Source organism: Streptomyces sp. NPDC029169, assembly GCF_055563935.1.
On sequence record NZ_JBVHXA010000013.1, the window covers coordinates 1 to 20528 of the forward strand.

The following is a 20528-nucleotide window of genomic DNA, read 5'->3' on the forward strand; positions in this document are numbered from 1 at the left end:
GTGCGCCCGGCTCTTTGCCGCCCGGGCCCGGGGGGGGAGGGGGGCGAGCCGAGGGGGGGCCCCCCGGGCCCCCCCCCCCCCCCCCCCCCCCCCCCCCCCCCCCCCCCCCCCCCCCCCCCGGACTGTGGGACGAACTACCTGGTGAACCGCGCGATCGGGTTCACCAGGTCGCCGACGAGCTGGAGGGCCGCCGACGGGTCCGCCAGGTCGACCATCTGCTTGTTGTTGCGCAGCTGGAGGCGGTTGAGCGCGGAGAGCGCGAAGGTCTCCGCGAACATGTCGTACTGCGCGAACTTCTCCGCCAGCTCCGGCTTCGACTCCTGGTAGGCGCGCACGCACGCCGCGACCGTCCGCCAGAAGTCGTCCTCGTCGAGCACGCCCTCCGCCGCCAGCGTGGCCGCGAAGAAGCGGAAGAAGCAGTCGAAGACGTCCGTGAAGATCGAGAGCAGCTTCATGTCCTCCGGGACCTCGGCGCGGATCCGCTCCACCGCCGGCGGCAGGACCGCGGCCGGGTCCATCACGCAGATCTCCTCGGCGATGTCCTTGAAGACCGCCCGCGCCACCGCGCCCCGCTCGTCGAGAACCAGGATCACGTTCTCGCCGTGCGGCATGTAGACCAGGTCGTACGCGTAGAAGCTGTGCAGCAGCGGCACCAAGTACGCGTCCAGATAGCCGCGCAGCCACTCCGTCGGAGCGAGCCCCGAGTCCTTGATCAGGGCGCCCGCGAACGACGCGCCCGCGTGGTCGACATGGAGCAGCGAGGCCATCGTCGCGAGCCGCTCGCCCGGCGCCAGGGAGGCCACCGGCGACTCGCGCCAGAGCGCGGCCAGCATCTTGCGGTAGGGCGAGTAGCGGTCGGTGGCCGCCTCGTACTCCAGGTGCCGGTAGCCGACCGCCGCCCGCTCGCGGATGATCGAGAAGCGCGCCGCGGCGAAGACGGAGTCGGCCTCGATCAGCCCGGCCAGCCAGTCGTTGATCGCCGGGGTCGCCTCCATGTACGCAGCCGAGAGCCCGCGCATGAAGCCCATGTTGATGACCGACAGCGCCGTCTTGACGTAGTGCTTGGCCGGATCCGCGGTGTTGAAGAAGGTACGGATCGACTGCTGCGCCAGATAGGCGTCGTCGCCCTCGCCCAGGTAGACCAGGCGCTCCTGCGCGACCTCGGCGGCGAAGGTGACCGACAGCTTGTTCCACCACTGCCAGGGGTGGGCGGGCATCAGCAGGTAGTCGGCCAGGTCCAGGCCCCGCTCGGCGAGCCTCTCGGCAAAGCCGTCGACGGCCTTGTCGCCCAGCTCGGCGCGGATGAACGCGTCGTACTCGATGTCCGTGCCGGCCGTGAAGGTGGTGCGGTCGCGGCGCGCGGCCAGCCAGATCAGGTGGACCGGGGTGGCGGCCTCGGGGGCGTAGGCGTGGTACTCGTCGACGCCGAAGCCGAGCCGGCCGTTGTTGGCGACGAAGCACGGGTGGCCCTCGGTCATCCCGGTCTCGATCGCCTGGAAGTCCGCGTTCGCCAGCTCGGCGGCGGTGACCCGGGGCTTGGCCGACTTGAACGCCGTACCGGACAGGGTGGAGGAGATCTCCTCCAGGTACACCGGCAGGATCTCGTCGCTCAGGCCGAGCGAGCCGCGCAGCTCGGTGATGAACCGCAGGGCGTCGAGCGGGAGGTGCTCGTCGCCGCGGTGGCAGCTGATCGACTCGGCGTGCACCTGCCAGTGGTCGAGCGCGTACCGGTCGGCGGTGAAGCGGTACTCGACGGTGCCGTCGTCGCTGAGGACCCGGTACCGGCTCTCCCCGAGCTCCTGCGGGTCGAGCAGGCGCTCGTGGGCGAACTCGGCGAGACCCTTGCGGATCAGCGCGCGGTTGGCCTCGGCCCAGCGGGCCGGGGTGAGGTGGGCGACGGGGTTCACTTGGACGCACCTCCGGCGAGCGAGCTCGTCAGGCCCGACCGGCTGTCTTTCGCGCCGGGGGTCCGGGGGTCGTCCCCCGGGAATTCGCTGTATATGCGCACTCCCACGGCGGCTTCGAACTGGGCCCGGGTGCAGAAGCTCAGCAGGGCCTTCTTCTCCGGCTTCTGGATCTCGCGCTCGGGCACGAAGCCGACGGCCTCGTTGAGCGCGTGCACGGCCGTGTTCCGCACGTCCGGCTCGACGACGACCCGCCGGGTCGCCGGATCGGCGAACAGCTCGCGCATCACGGCGGTGATGACCGTGCGGGTGAAGCCGTGCACGGGGGTGTCGGTGGGCGCGACGAGGAAGTGCATGCCGACGTCGCCCGGCTGCGGCTCGTACAGGCCGACCAGCTCCAGCTGGGAGGGGTCGTACTGCTCCATCAGGAAGGCGGGCACTTCGTCGACCAGGCCGATGAAGGCGTTGTGGTGCGGGTGGGCGGCGATCGCCATGTACTCGCGCTCGACGTCCTCCAGTTTCGCGTCCTGCATCATCCAGAAGGCGGCCTTGGGGTGCGTGACCCAGGGGTGGATCAGTTCGGCGTCCGCGAGCGGATCGAGGGGGCGGAAGCTGATGCTCATACGGCGAACTCCTGGAACGCGATGGTCTTCTCGACGGGGTAGTACTCGCGGCCCAGCATCGCTCCGATGATGTACGCGTTGCGGTACGCACCCATGCCCAGGTCGGGCGAGGTGATGGAGTGGGTGTGGACGCTCGCGTTCTGCAGGAAGACGCGGTTTCCCGTCGTGTCGATCGAGTAGTTGCGGGCCACGTCGAAGCGGCCCTGAGCGTCCCAGTTGAACCGGTCGCGGACCGGATCGAGGAAGGCGGGGACGGCGTACTTGTACCCGGTGGCGAGGATCAGGCCCTCGGTCTCCACCGTGAAGTCCTTCTCCTGCTCCTCCTGGTGGAAGCCGAGCGTGTACGTGCCGCTCGTGTCGTCGTACGCGGCCGAGTGCAGGGCCGAGTTGGTGAGCAGTCGGGTGGGAACCGGGCCGGCCAGGTTCTTCTGGTAGAGCAGATCGAAGATGGCGTCGATCAGCTCGCCGTCGATGCCCTTGAACAGGCCCTTCTGCTGGGTCTCCAGGCGGTGGCGGGTCTGCTCGGGCAGCGCGTGGAAGTAGTCCACGTACTCCGGCGAGGTCATCTCCAGGGTGAGCTTGGTGTACTCCAGCGGGAAGAAGCGCGGGGAGCGGGTCACCCAGTTGAGCCGGTAGCCGTGGACGTCGATCTCGGAGAGGAGGTCGTAGTAGATCTCCGCCGCGCTCTGGCCGCTGCCGACCAGGGTGATCGACTTCTTCTTCTGGAGCGCCTCCTTGTTCGGGAGGTAGCGCGAGTTGTGGATCAGGTCGCCGCCGAGGCCCTGGCAGGAGTCGGGGACGTACGGCGGGGTGCCGGTGCCGAGCACGAGGCGGCGGGCGCGGTACGTCTCCCCGGCCTCGGTCGTCACCACGTACTCCTCGCCGGCCTCGTCGTACGAGACGGAGGCGACGGTCGTGGAGAAGCGGATGCTGCGCAGCTTCCCGGCGGCCCAGCGGCAGTAGTCGTCGTACTCCGTGCGCAGCGGGTAGAAGTTCTCGCGGATGTAGAAGGAGTAGAGCCGGCCCTTCTCCTTCAGGTAGTTGAGGAAGGAGTACGGCGAGGTCGGGTCCGCCATCGTGACGAGGTCCGACATGAACGGCGTCTGGAGGTGGGCGCCTTCGAGGAACATCCCCGCGTGCCATGCGAAGTCCGGCTTGGACTCCAGGAAGAGGCCGTTCAGCTCGTCGATGGGCTCGGTGAGGCAGGCGAGGCCGAGGTTGAACGGACCGAGCCCGATGCCGACGAAATCAAGAGGCTGCGTGGACAAGGTTCTCTCCCAGGTACTGCTCGGCGTGGCCGGCGATCAGATCGAGGACGGCGGCGATGTCGGCCACGGTCGTCTCGGGGTTGAGCAAGGTGAACTTCAGGTACTGGCGGCCGTCGACCTTGGTGCCGGCGACGACGGCCTCGCCGGAGGCGAAGAGCGCCTTGCGGGCGTAGAGGTTGGCGCGGTCGATGTCCGCGGGCGAGGTGACGGCCTCGGGGATGTAGCGGTAGACGAGGGTGGAGAGCTGCGGCTCGACGACCACGTCGTAGCGGGGGTCGGCGGCGAGCAGCTCGAAGCCGGCGGCGGCCAGGTCGCAGACCTCGTCGAAGAGCTCGCCGACCCCGTCGGCGCCCATGACGCGCAGGGTCATCCACAGCTTGAGCGCGTCGAAGCGGCGGGTGGTCTGGAGGGATTTGTCGACCTGGTTGGGGATCTGCTCGGCGATCGTCCGACGCGGGTTGAGGTAGTCCGCGTGGTACGTCGCGTGGCGCAGGGTGGACCCGTCCCGGACCAGCACGGCGGAGGAACTCACCGGCTGGAAGAAGGACTTGTGGTAGTCGACGGTGACCGAGTCGGCCAGCTCGATGCCGTCCAGGAGGTGGCGGCGGGTGCGTGAGGCGAGGAGTCCGCAGCCGTAGGCCGCGTCGACGTGCATCCAGGCGCCGTACTCGGCGGCCAGGGCGGCGATCTCGTGCAGCGGGTCGATGGAGCCGAAGTCGGTGGTGCCGGCGGTGGCGACGATCGCCATCGGGGTCAGGCCCTCGGCGCGGCAGGCCTCCAGCTCGGCGGCGAGGACGACGGACTGCATCCGCTTGGTCCGGTCGACCGGGATGGAGATGACGGCGTCGGCGCCGAGGCCGAGGAGACCGGCGGACTTCTGGACGCTGAAGTGGCTGCAGTCGGAGGTGAAGACGCGGAGTTTCGTCAGATCCGTCGTCCTGGCCTCCTGCGTCCTGGCCTCCTGGCGGGCGAGGAGCAGGGCCTGGAGGTTGGACTGCGAACCGCCGCTGGTGAACACGCCGTCGGCGCCCGGGGCGAAGCCGATGCGGCCGGTGGTCCAGTCGATCAGCCTGCGCTCGATGAGGGTGCCGCCGGCGCTCTGGTCCCAGGTGTCGAGCGAGGAGTTGACCGCCGAGAGGACCGCCTCGCCGAGGACGGCGGGGATCACGACCGGGCAGTTGAGGTGGCCCAGGTAGCGGGGGTGGTGGAAGTAGACGGCGTCGCGGAGGTAGACGCTCTCCAGCTCGTCGAGGGCGGCGGAGGAGTCGCCCAGCGGCTTGTCGAGGTCGACGGCGGCGATGGTGGGGGCCAGCGCGGCGGGGGTGACGCCGGTGAACGGGCGTCGCGTCGTGGCGAGTTTCCTCGCCACCCGCTCGACTCCTTCGGTGACGGAGCGCCGGTAGCTCTCCGCCGTGGCGTCGTTGAGCAGGTGCGAGCGCATGGGGATGGTCCTCCGGACGGAAGAGGGGGCGAGGGGGGTTGCGATGCGTTAGTTAGGTTAGCCTAACCTAACTTCACGTCGCAATGACCCCCTCGCCCCCTCAGGGCACGGTGGTTACCGCGGCTCGGTCACTCCTCGGAGCCCTCCGGTTCGGGCGTCTCGCGCAGGGCGTCCTCGGACAGGCCCTTGCGCCAGTAGCCGACGAACGTGACCCGGCGGCGGTCGAGTTGACGGTCGCGTACAAAGTGGCGGCGCAGCTCCTTCACGGAACCGGACTCGCCCGCGATCCAGACGTACGGGGCCTCGCCGGGCAGCTCGGCGGCGCGCACCGCGTCCACGGCGGACGGCGCGCCCTCCTCCCGTACCAGCCAGGTGATGGTGGCGTCGGCCTCGGTCGCGAGCTCCATGCGGTCGCCGGAGTAGGGGACTTCGAGGTAGACGTGGGCGCGGGTCTCGGCCGGCAGCCACTCCAGGATGGCTGAGGCGGCCGGAAGCGCCGTCTCGTCCGCCCAGATCAGGACGGAGTCGGCGTCGTCCGGCAGTTGGAAGCGGACACCGGTGTTCGCGGGCGTCGCCGGGCCGAGGACGACCGCGCGGTCGCCGGGCTTGGCGGCCTGGGCCCAGCGGCAGGCGGGGCCGCCGTCCTCGTGCAGTGCGAAGTCGATGTCGACCTCGGCGGCGGGCTCGGTGCGCTGCTTGCGGACGGTGTACGAGCGCATCACGGCCCGCTCGTCGTCCGGCATCGCGCGCCAGGCGCCCAGGATCGCGTACATGTCCGGGTCGTCCAGCGGCGGCAGGACGGGGGCCTCCTGGCCGGGGTGCGGCAGGAAGAGGGAGAGCGACTGGTCGCGTCCGCCGGAGGCGAAGGACTTCAGGTCCTCTCCCGTGAAGGTGACACGGACCAGAGACGGGCCGAGCCGCCTCGTCCTGTCGACCTGGAGGGAGAAGAACTGGAACGGGGCGGTCTCGGCGTTCGTCATCGGGTCAGGACACCTTCTTCGCGTTCTCCAGGGCCTTGGCCAGGTCCTCCAGGAGCGGGGCGCACTTGGCGTACGAGTAGATCGGCTCGGTCACCCGCGGGATGACCTGGCCGGCCTTGACGGCGGGCAGCGCGGCCCAGGTCGGCTTGGCCTTCAGCGCCTCGGGCTGAAGGGCCGAGGTGCGGTTGTCGAGCATGATGATGTCGGCCTGGTACTTGTCGACGTTCTCCCAGCTCAGGCCCTCGAACCAGCCGCCCTGGTCCAGCTTCGTGGGCGTGACGACGGTGACGCCCAGCTCCTGGAAGTAGAGCGTGTCGGTCGGCCGGACCGGGGTGGAGACGTAGAACAGGTCGGGGGAGCCGGAGCCGATCAGGACCTTGATGTCCTTCTTGCCCTTGGCGGCCTGGCGGACGCGCTCGGCGGCGGCCTCGAAGCGGGCCTTGTCGTCCAGGATCTGCTTGGTCTTCACATCGGCGCCGAGGGCGGCGGCGAGGTCGGCGTGGCGCTGGAGCACCGCCGGCATGGACTTGTCGGCGGCCCACAGGGCGACGCTCGGGGCGACCTTGAGGATCTTGTCCTTCTGCTCGGCCGGGACGTACCAGAGGTCGTTCTTCTCCCACATGTCGGTGATGAGAAGGTCGGGGTTGAGCTTGAGGTACTCCTCGATCTTGAACTCGCCCCAGACGTTGCCGATGATCTTGACCTTCTTGACGTCGAGGTCGCCGGCCTGGACGTCGGGCGTCACCTCGCCCGTCTTCGGGTCCTTGACCGTGGTCGGGCCGAAGACGCCCTTGACCTCGATGCCGAAGTCCTTGAGGGCGGCGGCCGTACCGGTGAAGGCGACGATGTTCTTCGGGGTGGACTTCACCTCGACGGCCGTGCCGCGGTCGTCGGTGAACTTCCACGGTCCGGACTTCTCGTTGGCCGCGGCTCCGGCGGAGGAGCCGCCCTTGGTCTCGGTGCCACACGCGGCGAGCGCGGCGCCGAGACCGAGGGCGCCGCCGGCGGCGAGCAGGCCGCGACGGGTGAGGTGGTTGGCTCGGGCGTTGCTGGGCATGGCGAAGTCGCTTTCGGTACGTGCCGGGGGCCGGCCTGGTCTGGGGTAAGTCGAAGGTAGGTTAGCCTAACCTTAGAAGGATCAGTAGGGATGGTCCCGAGCGGACCGGTGTGAGGCCCACTACTTGTGAGGCCCACTACTCCTGACGAGCCGACGGACACCCCTTGCGCGGCGCGTCGCGTGACCGGTTGTGTGTGGCCGATTCAGGGTGGGCGGGATGACCACCCTCGACGCGACCACGCAGCCGCCGGACCCGCACGCCCGCCGCCCGCGCACCGCCGCCCCGCCTCCGCCCGGGTTGCCCTACTGGCCGGCGGGGCTCGCGGTGCTCTTCACCGCAGTCCAACTTGCCCTCGTCGTCCCCGGTTCCGGACTGGGCTGGGACGAGGCCGTCTACGTCAGCCAGGTCGGCGGCAACGCCCCGCCCGCGTTCTTCAGCGCGCCCCGCGCCCGGGGCATCTCCTACCTCGTCGCACCGGTGGCCGCCGTCACCGCTTCGACGACAGCGATCCGCGTCTATCTCGCCCTGCTGTCCGGGGCCGCCCTCTGGGCCGCGCTCCGGGTCTGGCGCGGGATCCTGCCCACGCGGGTGCTCACGGCGGCGGGCGTCCTGTTCGCCGGGCTGTGGATCACGCTGTTCTACGGCCCGCGCGTGATGCCCAACCTGTGGTGCGCGTTCGGCGCGTTGGCCGCCGTCGGCTGCTTCCTGCGCGCGACCGCCGGGCCCGGCACCGGGCGCCTCGGCCTGGTGAGCAGGTCCTCGGTCGGCGCCCCGGCGGGCAGGGCGGGGTCCCGAGGGTGGGTTGTGCTCGCCGGCCTTGGCGGCCTCGTCGCTGCCGTCACCCTGTTGCGGCCCGCCGACGGGCTCTGGCTCGCGCTGCCGCTCCTCGCCGCAGCGCTGCTTGTGCCCGCCTGGCGCCGCCGCCCGGCGGTACCGGCCGTGCTCGTCACCGGGCTGCTCCTCGGCGCCGCCCCCTGGATTGTCGAGGCGTACACGCACTTCGGCGGCCTCGCCGCCCGGCTGAAGCGCGCCGCGGAGATCCAGGGCAGCATGGGCTGGTACGTGTCCGTGGACGACCACGCGCGGGCGCTGGACGGCGACACCCTGTGCCGCCCGTGCGACGTGCCCTGGGATCACCCCGTCACGGCGGTGTGGTGGTTCCTGCTGCCCCTGGCCGTCATCGGCGGCATCGTCGCCGCGTTCCGGGCACGCCGTGGGGCCGCCGCCGTGCTCGCGACCGTGACGGCGGCCTCGCTCGCGGCTCCGTACCTGTTCACGATCGGCTACGCGGCGCCCCGCTTCCTGCTGCCCGCGTACGCGCTCCTGGCCCTGCCCGCGGCCGAGTGCGCCCTGTTCCTGCTCACCGCGCCGCGTCCCGCATGGCGGCGGGCGGCCACGACGCTGCTCGCCGCCGGCCTCCTGGGCCATCTCGCGGTGCAGTACGCCGTGCTCGACCGGGCCGTCACCAACAGCCGTACCTCCCGCGAGCAGTTCACCACGGTCGCGACCGCGCTGCACCGGCTGGGGGTACGCCCGCCCTGCATGATCAGCGGACAGGAGTACGTCCCGATCGCCTACTACGCGGGCTGCTCCTCCCGCCAGCCCGGCGGGCACGACGCGAGCATCACCCCGGACGGCATCGTCGCCGCCGCCCGCAGGATGCCGGTGGCCGTCATCGTGCCCGCCGGCGGCGAACCGCCCCCGTACGCCCGCGCCTGGCGACCCGTGCCCCTGCCGTCCGTCAAGGGCTGGAAACGCTACGACGCCTACCTCGACCCCGGTACGACCCCCACCCATGAGGAGGCCCCACGATGAACCGCGTCACTGCCAACCGCGCCCGGCTCGGCCACAAGCTCCGCTATGCCACCCGGCACCCGGAACGCGTCGTGCCGTATCTGCGCCGGCTCGGCCGGGACTGGCGGCTGCGGCTCACCACCCGCGACCATGTGGCCTACTACCGCGCCGTGATGAAGGCGGACATCGCCGAGAAGAGCCCGTCGGGCGCGGTGGGAAGCGCGGCCGAGGAGCGGTGGCTCGCACTCGGTGAGATGCAGTTCGACTACCTGGTGGGGCACGGGCTCAGGCCCGAGGACCGGATGCTGGAGATCGGCTGCGGCAATCTGCGTGCGGGCTGGCGCTTCATCGACCATCTGGACACCGGGCACTACCACGGCATCGACATCTCGCCCGAGATCCTCCTGGCGGCCGGCGACACCCTTGCCGCACGCGGACTCCAGGAGAAGCTCCCCCACCTCACCCTCGTGCGCGATCTGCGCCTCGAAGCCCTGCCCGCCGGGCACTTCACGGTGGTGCACGCGCACAGCGTGTTCTCGCACTCTCCGATCGAGGTCATCGACGAGTGTCTGGGCCACATCGCGCGCGTCATGGCCCCGGGGGCGTTCTTCGACTTCACCTTCAACCGCACCGAGGGCAGGGAACACCATGTCCTGCGCGAGGACTTCTACTACCGGGTGGAAACCCTGACGGAGCTCGCCGCCACCCACGGTCTCTCGGCGAAGTTCATGGAGGACTGGGAGCAGTTGGCCCACTTGCAGTCCAAGATGCGCGTCATGCGCTGAGCCGGATCGGGCCGGCCCGCCGCCCCGGGCACACAGGGGCGGCGGGCTGACGGCCTCAGGCGGGGCGGCGGGCCGACGGCCTCAGGAGGAGAGGCCCAACTCGCGGGCGATCAGCATCCGCTGGACCTCGCTCGTGCCCTCGCCGATCTCCAGGATCTTCGAGTCGCGCCACATCCGGGCCACCGGGTACTCGTTCATGAAGCCGTAGCCGCCGTGGATCTGGGTGGCCTCACGGGCGTTGTCGACGGCCACGGTGGACGAGTACAGCTTCGCCAGGGCCGCCTCCTTCTTGAACGGCTCGCCCAGCACCAGCCGGGACGCCGCGTCGCGCCAGCCGATCCGGGCCATGTGCGCCCGCATCTCCATGTCCGCGATCTTGAACTGGATGGCCTGGTTGTCGCCGATCGGGCGGCCGAAGGCGTGACGTTCCTTCGCGTACTTCACCGACTCGTCCACACAGCCCTGCGCGAGCCCGGTCGCAAGCGCCGAGATCGCGATCCGGCCCTCGTCGAGGATCCGGAGGAACTGCGCGTATCCGCGGCCCTCCTCGCCGAGCAGGTTCGCGGCGGGCACGCGGACGTCGTCGAAGGACAGCTCGCGGGTGTCCGAGGCGTTCCAGCCGACCTTGGAGTAAGGGGCGGCGACCGTGAAGCCGGGCGTGCCGGAGGGGACGATGATCGAGGAGATCAGCGGGCGGCCCTCGGGCGTGCGGCCGGTGACGGCGGTGACGGTGACCAGACCCGTGATGTCCGTACCGGAGTTGGTGATGAAGCACTTCGAGCCGTTGATGACCCAGTCGTCGCCGTCCCGGACGGCGGTGGTGCGGGTGCCGCCTGCGTCGCTGCCCGCGCCGGGCTCGGTGAGCCCGAACGCGCCCAGGATCTCGCCGCTGCACATGCGCGGCAGCCACTCCTGCTTCTGCTCCTCGGTGCCGAAGCGGTAGACCGGCATCGCGCCGAGCGAGACACCAGCCTCCAGGGTGATGGCCACGGAGGAGTCGACGCGGGCGAGCTCCTCGAGCGCGATGCCGAGGGCGAGGTAGTCGCCGCCCATACCGCCGTACTCCTCCGGGAAGGGCAGGCCGAACAGGCCCATGCGGCCCATCTCGCGGACGATCTCGTACGGGAACTCGTGACGCTCGTAGTAGTCGCCGATCTTCGGAGCGACGACGTCGTGCGCGAACTCCTCCACGGTGCGGCGGAGTTCCTCGTGCTCTTCGGAGAGCCGGTGGTCGAGGGACATGGCTTTCGTCACTCCTTGTGAGAGTTCGCCGCGAGCGCGCGGACGGTACGGGACGGGCTCGGTCGGCCCAGTTGTTCGGCCATCCACACGCTCGTGGCGGTGAGGGCGGCCAGGTCGACCCCGGTCTCGATGCCGAGGCCGTCGAGCATCCACACGAGGTCCTCGGTGGCGAGGTTGCCGGTGGCGCTCTTCGCGTACGGGCAGCCGCCGAGGCCGCCGGCGGAGGCGTCGACCGTGGTGACGCCGTGCTGGAGGGCGGCGAGGGTGTTGGAGAGGGCCTGGCCGTAGGTGTCGTGGAAGTGCACGGCGAGGCGGGAGGTGGGCACGCCGGCGTCGTCGAGGGCCGTCAGGAGTCTCCGTACGTGTCCGGGGGTGGCGACGCCGATGGTGTCGCCGAGGCTCAGCTCGTCGCAGCCCATCTCGGCGAGGGCCTTGGTGACGCGGACGACTTGCTCGACGGGAACGGCGCCCTCCCAGGGGTCGCCGAAGCACATGGAGAGGTAGCCGCGGATGCGGAGGCCCTGCTCTATGGCGCGGGTGACGACGGGCTCGAACATGGCGAGGGCCTCGTCGACGGTCCGGTTGAGGTTGGCCTTCGCGAAGGACTCCGTGGCGGAGGCGAAGACGGCGACCTCGCGGGCGCCGAGGGCGAGGGCGCGGTCGAGACCGCGCTCGTTGGGCACGAGCACGGGAAGCCGGACGGGGAGGCTGCTGACCTGGGGGAACAGCTCCTCGGCATCGGCCAGCTGGGGCACCCAGGTGGGGTGGACGAAGCTGGTCGCCTCGACGGTGGAGAGCCCGGCGGCGGCGAGCCGGCGGACGAACTCGGCCTTGGTGGCGGTCGGGACGACGGTCTTCTCGTTCTGCAGCCCGTCGCGCGGCCCGACCTCGTGGATCCGGACGCGGGCGGGGAGCGTGGGGTCGCTCACGGTCATGGGCAGGCCCGTGGTCATGATTCCTCCCTGGGAGTCACCACGGCGAGGATCTGGTCCATGGCGACGGTGGAGCCGGGGGTGACGTCCAGCTCGGTGACGGTGCCGGCGTGCGGGGCGGAGATGACGTGCTCCATCTTCATGGCCTCGACGACGAGCAGACTCTGCCCGGCAACGACCTCGTCCCCGACGGCCACCTTCACCACGGTGACGGTCCCAGGCATGGGCGCGGCAAGCGTGTCGGCCCCACCGTGCCGGGCGCCGGTGAGCGCGGCGGCGACGGGGTCGTGATCCTGCACGTGCCAGGAATCGCCGTCCCGGCCGAGCCAGTTGCTGCTGCGGTGGAAGGTGTGGACGATCCCGTCCAGCGTCACGGTGACCGAGGTGGCCGTGACCCGGGCGCCACCCGGTGCCTCGACCATCACGGGTTCGAGTCCCGCTACTCGTACGGGGAAGGGAAGGGGTGCCGGTTCGCCGCCCAGGCGCCAGCCGCTCGGCACCGAGAACGGGTCCGTCCAGCCGTCCTGGGGCGCCGGCGCGAGCTCCGCGAATCGTACGGCCGCCGCCGCCGCGTAGACCTCGTCCGGGACGCCCTGCGGGACCAGGCCCTCCGCCTCCCGTTCCACCAGGCCCGTGTCCAGGTCGCCGGTGGCCACGTCCGGGTGGGCCAGGAGGCGGCGGAGGAAGCCCGCGTTTGTGGGGACGCCCAGGGTGACCGTGTCTGCGAGGGCCGCGCGGAGGCGGCGGAGGGCCGTGGGGCGGTCTTCCGCGTGGACGATGACCTTCGAGAGCATCGGGTCGTAGAGGCTGCCGACCGCCGTGCCCTCGCTCAGGCCCGAGTCCGTCCGGACCCCGTCGCCCTGCGGCTCCCGCAGGGACAGGACCGTGCCGCCCGACGGAAGGAAGCCGCGCGAGGGGTCCTCCGCGCAGATCCTCGCCTCGATCGCCCAGCCGTCCAGCCGGATGTCGGACTGGGCGAAGGACAGGGAATCGCCCGCCGCCACCCGCAGCTGCCACTCCACCAGGTCGATCCCCGTGATCAGCTCCGTCACCGGGTGCTCCACCTGGAGCCGGGTGTTCATCTCCATGAAGTAGTACGAGGAGGGGTCCACGCCGGGCACGATGAACTCGACCGTCCCCGCGCCCACATAGCCGCACGAGCGCGCCGCCTCGACCGCCGCCGCGCCCATCTGCTCCCGGATCTCCGGGGTCAGGAGCACGCTCGGTGCCTCTTCGATGATCTTCTGGTGGCGCCGCTGGAGCGAGCACTCGCGCTCACCCAGGTGGACGACATTTCCGTGCCCGTCCGCCAGGACCTGGATCTCGATGTGCCGCGGGCGGTCGATCCACCGCTCCACAAGGAGCGTGTCGTCGCCGAAGGAGGAGCGTGCCTCCCGCCTCGCCGCGGCGATCTCGTCCGTCAGCACCGACAGGTCGCGGACCAGGCGCATGCCCTTTCCGCCACCGCCCGCCGACGGCTTCAGGAGCACCGGCGCGCCCAGTTCCCGCGCCGCCGCCTCCAGCTCAGGGTCCGCCGCGCCCGGCACCACCGGGACGCCGGCCGCCTTCACGGTCTCCTTCGCCCGGATCTTGTCGCCCATCAGGGAGATCGCGGCGGCCGGCGGGCCGATGAAGACCAACCCCGCCTCCGCGCACGCCCGCGCGAACCCGGCGTTCTCCGCCAGGAAGCCGTAACCCGGGTGCACCGCCTGGGCCCCGGTGCGCCGCGCCGCGTCGAGGAGCGCCTCCACCGACAGGTACGACTCCGAGGCCGGCGGCGGACCGATCCGTACCGCCGTGTCCGCCTCCCGTACGTGACGGGCCTCGGCGTCCGCGTCGCTGTAGACCGCGACCGAGCGGACGCCGAGCGCGCGCAGGGTGCGGATGACGCGGACCGCGATCTCGCCCCGGTTGGCCACAAGGACGGTGTCGAACATCTTCTGAGGCATCTTCTGAGGTCCCCTCACATCCGGAAGACGCCGAACTGGGGCTCACCCAGTGGCGCGTTGGCACAGGCCGTCAGGGCGAGGCCCACCACCTGCCGGGTCTCCATCGGGTCGATGACCCCGTCGTCCCAGAGCCGCGCCGTCGCGTAGTAGGCGTTGCCCTGGGTCTCGTACTGCGCGCGGATCGGGGCCTTGAAGGCCTCCTCGTCCTCCGCGCTCCACTCGTCGCCGAGCTGGTCCCGCTTGACCGTGGCGAGTACGGACGCCGCCTGCTCGCCGCCCATGACCGAGATCTTGGCGTTGGGCCACATCCACAGGAAGCGCGGCGAGTACGCCCGGCCGCACATCGAGTAGTTGCCCGCGCCGTACGAGCCGCCGACGACCACGGTCAGCTTCGGCACCCGCGTACAGGCCACGGCCGTGACCATCTTCGCGCCGTGCTTGGCGATGCCGCCCGCCTCGTAGTCCTTGCCGACCATGAAGCCCGAGATGTTCTGGAGGAACAGCAGCGGGATCCCGCGCTGGTCGCACAGCTCGATGAAGTGCGCGCCCTTCTGGGCGGACTCGGAGAACAGGATGCCGTTGTTGGCGACGATCCCGACCGGGTGGCCGTGGATCCGGGCGAAGCCGGTGACCAGCGTCTGCCCGTACTCGGCCTTGAACTCCTGGAAGCGCGAGGCGTCCACGATCCGCGCGATGACCTCCCGTACGTCGTACGGGGTACGGGAGTCCACCGGCACCGCGCCGTAGAGCCCCGCGGGGTCCACCTTCGGCTCCTCGACCGGCTCGACCGACCAGGGCAGCGCCCCGCGCGCGGGGAGGGTGGAGACGATGTTGCGGACGATCCGGAGCGCGTGGGCGTCGTCCTCCGCGAGGTGGTCGGTGACGCCGGACGTACGGGAGTGCACCTCGCCGCCGCCCAGCTCCTCCGCCGTCACGACCTCGCCGGTCGCGGCCTTCACCAGCGGCGGTCCGCCGAGGAAGATCGTGCCCTGGTTCCGTACGATCACGGCCTCGTCGCTCATCGCCGGGACGTACGCGCCGCCGGCGGTGCACGAGCCGAGGACCGCCGCGATCTGCGGGATGCCGGCGCCGGACATCCTGGCCTGGTTGTAGAAGATCCGGCCGAAGTGCTCGCGGTCCGGGAAGACCTCGTCCTGCATCGGCAGGAACGCGCCGCCGGAGTCGACCAGGTACAGGCAGGGGAGACGATTCTCCAGCGCCACCTCCTGGGCCCGCAGGTGCTTCTTCACCGTCATCGGGTAGTACGTGCCGCCCTTGACGGTCGCGTCGTTGGCGACGATCACGCACTCCCGGCCCGAGACCCGGCCGATGCCCGCGATCACGCCGGCCGCGGGCGCCGCGTCCCCGTACATCCCGTTCGCGGCGAGCGGGGCCAGCTCCAGGAACGGGGAACCCGGATCGAGGAGCGTGTCCACGCGGTCCCGCGGCAGCAGTTTGCCGCGCGCGGTGTGCCGGGCGCGGGCCTTCTCACCGCCGCCCAGCGCGGCGGCGGCGAGCTTGGCGCGCAGAGTCGCCGACAGCTCGTGATGAGCCGCCTCGTTGGCCTGCCAGGCCGCCGACGCGGGGTCCGCCGCGCTCGTCAGCACAGGTGCCTGCTGCATCCGTCGAGCTCCCTTGCTCGGTCGGCCGCTCGGTTAATGAGCGTTAACGTATGCAGTCAGGTTAACGAGCGCTAACGGGGTTGTCTAGAATCGAATCCATGACCACCAGCCCCACGCGGACCGACGCCCCGACGCGACGCGAGCAGATCCTCAAGGAGGCCGCGCGCCTCTTCGCCGAGCGCGGGTTCCACGGGGTGGGCGTCGACGAGATAGGAGCGGCCGTCGGCATCAGCGGCCCGGGGCTCTACCGGCACTTCCCCGGCAAGGACGCGATGCTCGCGGAGCTGCTGGTGGGGATCAGCGAGCGGCTCCTCGACGGCGGCAGGCTGCGGGTGACCGAATCGGACGGGGATCCGCGCGCCGTGCTCGGCTCGCTCATCGACGGGCACATCGACTTCGCCCTCGACGACCGGCCGCTCATCACCCTCCACGACCGCGAGCTCGACCGCCTCAAGGAGGAGGACCGCAAGCGGGTCCGGCAGCTCCAGCGGCAGTACGTGGAGCTGTGGGTGGGGGTGGTGCGCGAGCTGTACCCGGACGCGGGCGAGCCGGAGGTGCGGACCGCCGTCCATGCCGTCTTCGGCCTGCTGAACTCCACCCCGCACCTGGGCGTGCCGCTCGGCCGTACGGACATGGAGCGGCTCCTCAGCAACCTGGCCCACGGGGCCCTCGGCGCGCTGGCCTCCTGAACGGCGCTCCCCCTCGAACGTCGCTGCCACCCCGGGCCGGGGGTGCGGGCCCCAGCCCGGGCGCCCGGTCAGGCGGCGGTCAGCGTGGGCGCCGCGGCGGACGCGTTGACCGGGTTGTGGCTGCGGCCCTCACCGAGGTCGCCGAGGACCGGGCGCAGGTCCGCCAGGGCGAAGGAACGCCGCAGCCAGCGGTCCTCGCCGTCGTACCGCGGGGTGAAGCCGGTGCGGCCGTGGACGGTGCGCCGGTTGTCGAGGATGATCAGCTCGCCGGGCCGGAGGACGATGCCGCGCAGCGCGTCGAGCATGGCCCGCTCCAGCGCGGACAGCGCCGCGCGGGCCGCCCGGGTGACACCGACCGTGCCGTGGAAGTCGACCCGCAGGTCCGGATCGTTCTCCGGGCCGGAGAGCACGGGCATCGGCGGGGTGAGGACCTCGTGGTCGGTGTCGTGCACGAAGGAGCTCGAGAACCTGGTCCGGAACTCCGGGCGGCGCAACGCCTCGACGGTGTGCGGGTCGAGGGCCGGCAGTACGTCGCCGATCCCGCCGGTGACCGTGGCGGCGGCCCCGTCCCGGTCGCCGCGCAGGCAGATCAGGCTCAGGAAGTGCGGGGCGGCGGGGTGGAAGCCGTCCTCGGTGTGGAGCTCCAGGAGGATCGAGCCGCTGTTCTCCTGGCGCGTCTCGGCACCGCGCTTGGGGCTGACGTCCTGGACGAGGTTGCCGTTCTTCTCGTCGCTGTAGGAGATCGCGCGGCCCAGTACGGACATCACCATCAGCTGGCTGATCGTCGCCACCGCGACGTCGGCCCACGCGGGTTCGTCCTCCACCCGGTCCGGAGTGGCCGGCAGATCGCCCACGGGCAGACCGCGCAGCAGCAGCGTGCCGCTCTCGTTCCCCTTGTCGCGGAAGGAGATGAGGGCGCGGCGGACTTCGGCCGGCAGCGCGGCGGCGGCGATTTCGATCGCGTGCAGCAGGTCGGTGCTGTGCAGCGAATACCCCGAGTAATCCGCGGCGATCTCCAGGGCCGCCGCCTCGATGATGTCCGCTTCGGTCTCGCTCAGTACGATTCCGGTCGCGCGTGCGTCGGCGTACGGGAATTCCTTCTTTCTCATGCTTCCTTTCCTTTTCTGAACGTCCTTTTCTGAACGTCTACCGAGCGTCGTTTTCTGAACGTCCTTTTCCTACGCGGCCGAACCGGAACGGCGGCCGGCCCGGTAGACCGCCGCCGGGGCGAAGCCCCGCCAGGCCTGCTCGCGTGGCAGGTGCCGCAGGAACCGGGCCTTCTCCCAGTGCCGGCTCACCCGGTTGACGACCCGGCGGCCGGGCGTCAGGGCGATGTGGTGGACATCGACGGCGACCGTGCGCGGCACGTCCTCACCGGCCACCAGCTGGTTGACCATGTGCACGGCGAGCGAGCCGAACTGGGTCGCCGCCTCCGTCAGTTGCGGGACGCTGTAGTCGGGCCGGCCCAGGCCGTGGCGCAGTTCCCGGTACATCTCCCCCGGGATGTGTCCGCGCGGGGCGATCCGGAAGATCACTTCCCAGGTGCTCAGGCGCTCGGCGTCCTCGGGCAGCAGCTGACCGTCGAAGATCCGCCGGACGACGCGGTAGTCGAAGCACTGCGCCGCGAGCATGCCGGCCATGTCCCAGCCCGTCACCAGCGGCTTGCGCTGGCGGCAGGCCTCCTGGTGCAGGGCGACCTTGGCGAGCAGCCCCGCCGGCGTGGTCACGTCGACCCCGTCGACGACGACCTCCGCCCGGCGGACCAGCTCCCGGACGTTCTCCCGGGTGATGCCCTCCGGTACGACCTCGGCCCGGACGTGCGGGTTGATGGCGCGCAGGGCCGCCGCCCCCACCTCGGCCTTGTTTCGGCCGAGGTCGTCCACGGTGGCGTGCTGCCGGTTGAGGTTGTTGAGTTCGTACGTGCCGACGTCGGCGAGCACGAAGTCCCGGTAGCCCATGCGGCCCAGCGGCTGGACGGTGGCGCCACCGATGGACCCGCAGCCCGCGATGAGCAGGGGCGCGTGCCGAATCCGGTCCTGGACCTCGGCGGGGATCAGACCGCGGTTGCGCTGGGTCAGCGAGGCGTAGAACTCCTCCTCGGCCAGCTCGCGGGCCTCCGTGGGCGTCCCGATGTCGGGCAGACCGCCGCTCATGCCCTGGCCTCCTGGAACGCGGTGAGCCGTCCGCCGACCGACCCCGGCTCCCCGGACGCGAGGATCGCGTCGAGGTGGGCCAGGGTGGGCCTCAGCGCCGCTCCGTCGGTGAGGACGAAGGGGTAAGAGCGCTGCTCCTGGCTCCACATGGGCGCGAACAGGTCCGTGGGATCCGCGGGCTTCGCGGGCACGTCGAGCATCCGCGCGGTGAAGCCGAGCAGCCCCAGCTGCTGGATGGCCACGCCGGGCTTGCCGTCGCCGACGACGGCGGCGCCGTCCTCGGCCAGGGCCTGGACGCATCCCTCCGCCCACCCGCGGTACACCCACCAGGGGACGGACACGCCGGCCTGGGAGCGGTCCATCGCGTAGTCGCGGACCAGGCGCTTGCCCTCCCACACGCGCGTGGCCGGGGTGGCGGCGCCGAGGTGGTCGGCGAGCCGGAGCTCGTAGTCGCGTTCGACGACGAACGGCCGGTGGGCCTCGTCCCCGAGGAGGGTGCCCTCCGGGCTGCGTGTGCGGGCCAGCGTGCCGTAGCCGCGCAGGCGGCCGGTCTCCTCCTCGACGACCAGCGTGTGCTGGTCCTGGAGGGCGAGCTCGTCGTACGGCTCGGCGTCGAGTCCGCGCTCCGCGGCGACCTGCTCGTTGACCCAGCCCCGCTGGAGGTACTGCGCCAGCCGGAACCGGTACACGTCCGCGAGATACGGGGCGGGCAGCTGCTCGCCCCGTACGGTGAGGATGAGGAGCCCCTCGGGGCTGGCGGCGCGGAACAGCGGCTCACCCTCGATGCCCGCTTCCAGGTCGGGCAGGGTGATGGCCCGGGTGTCGTGCAGCAGCCGTACCCGGTAGTCGGCCTGGGAGGCGAGTGCGGTGGTCATCGGACCTCCGGCACGCCGAAGAGCTCGCCGGTGACGACCAGCGCGAGGGCCTCCGGGCTGCCTTCGTAGATCCGCGGGCCGTAGGCGTCGCGGAGCACCCGCTCCATGCCGTCCTCGCGCTGGAAGGCCGCGGCACCGATGAGGGCCATGGCGGCGTCGGCGTTGTCGATGGCGGCGCGGTCGGCGACCATCTTGGCGACGGCCGGCTCGTACGCCGGGGTGGGGATGACGGTGTCGGCCTTCAGCACGGCGTCGAGGTAGAGGGCGCGGGCGGCGGACACCCGGGCCGCCATGTCGGCGAGCTTGCGGGCGGACATCTGGTGCTCGAAGAGCAGCCTGCCGCCCTGCCTGCGGGTCCCGGCCCAGGCGACGGCACGGTCCAGTGCGTGGCGGGCGATGCCGGTGGCGACGGCGGCGCAGGTGACGCGGGTGAGGTTGCCGATGGCGACGTTCAGGTCCCAGCCGCCGTGCTCGTCACCGATCACGTTCTCCTCGGGCACGCGCGCGTTGTCGAGGATCAGCTCGCCGGCCGGGGCGGTGCGGTATCCGACCTTGTCGTGGATCTCGCCGCGGGTGACCCCGTCCTGCTCCAGCTCCGTGACGAAGCAGGTCAGGCCGGTGGAGCCGGGCGCGCCCTCCAGGTTCGCCATGATCGTGGCGTAGGTGGCGACGGGGGCGTTGGTGATGTAGCGCTTGGTGCCGGTGAGGAGGTACTCGCTGCCCGAGCGGCGGGCGACGGTCATCTCCTGGGCGTACGGCGCGTGCTGCGGCAGCACCAGGTCGGTCCCGTTGCGCTCCTCCGCCACGGCGTTGCACGCGAGGACGGGCTCCGGGCCGAGGAACTTGGGCAGGTACTTCTCCTGGAGCTCCGGCTTCTCGCAGATCAGCAGCGGGGTCTGGAACAGGCCGGTGGCGCCGAAGACCAGCGCCATGCCGGGGTCGGCGGCTGCCAGCTCCTCCAGGGTGAGGGCGATGCCGAGCTGGCTCAGGCCGAGACCGCCGAAGTCCCGGGGGATGGCCATGCGCAGCAGTCCGAGCGCGTGGCCCTTGCGGACGGTCTCCCAGTCGACCTGGCCCTTCTCGATGGCGTCGCGCTCGGCGGCGCCGGGGGCGACCTCGTCACGGGCGAAGGCGGTGACCTCGCGCAGGATGCCGGCCTCGGAGGAGTCGAGCAGCGGGTGGTCGGCCGGGTTGTGCTTGTACGTCGTCATGG

General features: G+C 71.3%; 17 protein-coding genes. 3 read left to right on the plus strand and 14 right to left on the minus strand.

What is annotated here, in order from left to right; genetic code table 11:
* Positions 1 to 134 precede the first annotated feature (134 nt).
* The 6 genes from ACZ4VI_RS23095 to ACZ4VI_RS23120 all read right to left on the minus strand — a co-directional run bounded on the left by ACZ4VI_RS23095 (position 135) and on the right by ACZ4VI_RS23120 (position 7273).
* A complete protein-coding gene (locus tag ACZ4VI_RS23095; protein WP_468001908.1) occupies positions 135 to 1907 on the minus strand; it encodes an IucA/IucC family protein in 1773 nt (590 codons plus the stop codon).
* Entirely contained in the window at positions 1904 to 2527 is a 624-nt protein-coding gene (locus ACZ4VI_RS23100) for a GNAT family N-acetyltransferase (RefSeq protein ID WP_468001910.1), read from the minus strand. The genes ACZ4VI_RS23095 and ACZ4VI_RS23100 overlap by 4 nt, the downstream gene beginning before the upstream one ends.
* Positions 2524 to 3795 (minus strand): lysine N(6)-hydroxylase/L-ornithine N(5)-oxygenase family protein, encoded by a 1272-nt coding sequence (locus ACZ4VI_RS23105; RefSeq protein WP_468001912.1) that lies wholly within the window; start codon positions 3793 to 3795, stop codon positions 2524 to 2526. Before ACZ4VI_RS23105 ends, ACZ4VI_RS23100 begins: the two co-directional genes overlap by 4 nt.
* Positions 3776 to 5236, minus strand: a complete 1461-nt coding sequence (locus ACZ4VI_RS23110; RefSeq protein ID WP_468001914.1) for a pyridoxal phosphate-dependent decarboxylase family protein — start codon at positions 5234 to 5236, stop codon at positions 3776 to 3778. Before ACZ4VI_RS23110 ends, ACZ4VI_RS23105 begins: the two co-directional genes overlap by 20 nt.
* 128 nt (positions 5237 to 5364) lie before the next feature.
* The gene (locus tag ACZ4VI_RS23115; RefSeq protein WP_468001916.1) at positions 5365 to 6216 is read right to left on the minus strand and encodes a siderophore-interacting protein; all 852 of its coding nucleotides are present in this window, start codon (positions 6214 to 6216) and stop codon (positions 5365 to 5367) included.
* Between the two features lie 4 nt (positions 6217 to 6220).
* Positions 6221 to 7273 carry an ABC transporter substrate-binding protein gene (locus ACZ4VI_RS23120; RefSeq protein WP_468001918.1) on the minus strand — a complete coding sequence of 351 codons (1053 nt, stop codon included), beginning with the start codon at positions 7271 to 7273 and terminating at the stop codon, positions 6221 to 6223.
* A 217-nt stretch (positions 7274 to 7490) separates the two neighbouring features.
* Between ACZ4VI_RS23120 and ACZ4VI_RS23125 the strand changes: the two genes are divergently transcribed.
* Both ACZ4VI_RS23125 and ACZ4VI_RS23130 read left to right on the plus strand, forming a co-directional pair.
* On the plus strand, positions 7491 to 9089 hold the full coding sequence (locus tag ACZ4VI_RS23125; protein ID WP_468001920.1) for a hypothetical protein: 1599 nt from the start codon (positions 7491 to 7493) through the stop codon (positions 9087 to 9089).
* On the plus strand, positions 9086 to 9853 hold the full coding sequence (locus ACZ4VI_RS23130) for a class I SAM-dependent methyltransferase (RefSeq protein WP_468001922.1): 768 nt from the start codon (positions 9086 to 9088) through the stop codon (positions 9851 to 9853). The genes ACZ4VI_RS23125 and ACZ4VI_RS23130 overlap by 4 nt, the downstream gene beginning before the upstream one ends.
* 81 nt (positions 9854 to 9934) lie before the next feature.
* Here ACZ4VI_RS23130 and ACZ4VI_RS23135 read toward each other — a convergent pair whose 3' ends face one another.
* From ACZ4VI_RS23135 to ACZ4VI_RS23150, 4 genes are read right to left on the minus strand one after another with little or no spacing between them, the layout of a single operon-like run.
* Positions 9935 to 11095: an acyl-CoA dehydrogenase family protein gene (locus ACZ4VI_RS23135; protein WP_468001924.1), complete on the minus strand. Its 1161-nt coding sequence runs from the start codon at positions 11093 to 11095 to the stop codon at positions 9935 to 9937.
* Between the two features lie 8 nt (positions 11096 to 11103).
* A complete protein-coding gene (locus ACZ4VI_RS23140; protein ID WP_468001926.1) occupies positions 11104 to 12048 on the minus strand; it encodes a hydroxymethylglutaryl-CoA lyase in 945 nt (314 codons plus the stop codon).
* Positions 12045 to 13976: an acetyl/propionyl/methylcrotonyl-CoA carboxylase subunit alpha gene (locus ACZ4VI_RS23145; RefSeq protein ID WP_468001928.1), complete on the minus strand. Its 1932-nt coding sequence runs from the start codon at positions 13974 to 13976 to the stop codon at positions 12045 to 12047. Before ACZ4VI_RS23145 ends, ACZ4VI_RS23140 begins: the two co-directional genes overlap by 4 nt.
* A gap of 14 nt (positions 13977 to 13990) precedes the next feature.
* Complete coding sequence (locus tag ACZ4VI_RS23150; RefSeq protein WP_468001930.1) at positions 13991 to 15598, minus strand: carboxyl transferase domain-containing protein; 1608 nt, start codon at positions 15596 to 15598, stop codon at positions 13991 to 13993.
* A 98-nt stretch (positions 15599 to 15696) separates the two neighbouring features.
* On the opposite strand from ACZ4VI_RS23150, the gene ACZ4VI_RS23155 reads away from it, so the two are divergent.
* Positions 15697 to 16287, plus strand: a complete 591-nt coding sequence (locus ACZ4VI_RS23155; RefSeq protein WP_468001932.1) for an SACE_7040 family transcriptional regulator — start codon at positions 15697 to 15699, stop codon at positions 16285 to 16287.
* A gap of 68 nt (positions 16288 to 16355) precedes the next feature.
* Here ACZ4VI_RS23155 and ACZ4VI_RS23160 read toward each other — a convergent pair whose 3' ends face one another.
* The 4 genes from ACZ4VI_RS23160 to ACZ4VI_RS23175 all read right to left on the minus strand — a co-directional run bounded on the left by ACZ4VI_RS23160 (position 16356) and on the right by ACZ4VI_RS23175 (position 20526).
* Positions 16356 to 17396, minus strand: a complete 1041-nt coding sequence (locus tag ACZ4VI_RS23160; protein WP_468001934.1) for a TauD/TfdA family dioxygenase — start codon at positions 17394 to 17396, stop codon at positions 16356 to 16358.
* A 69-nt stretch (positions 17397 to 17465) separates the two neighbouring features.
* Entirely contained in the window at positions 17466 to 18440 is a 975-nt protein-coding gene (locus tag ACZ4VI_RS23165) for a ThiF family adenylyltransferase (protein ID WP_468001936.1), read from the minus strand.
* A complete protein-coding gene (locus ACZ4VI_RS23170; RefSeq protein WP_468001938.1) occupies positions 18437 to 19315 on the minus strand; it encodes a hypothetical protein in 879 nt (292 codons plus the stop codon). Before ACZ4VI_RS23170 ends, ACZ4VI_RS23165 begins: the two co-directional genes overlap by 4 nt.
* Positions 19312 to 20526 carry an acyl-CoA dehydrogenase family protein gene (locus ACZ4VI_RS23175; RefSeq protein ID WP_468001939.1) on the minus strand — a complete coding sequence of 405 codons (1215 nt, stop codon included), beginning with the start codon at positions 20524 to 20526 and terminating at the stop codon, positions 19312 to 19314. The genes ACZ4VI_RS23170 and ACZ4VI_RS23175 overlap by 4 nt, the downstream gene beginning before the upstream one ends.
* Positions 20527 to 20528: the final 2 nt, after the last annotated feature.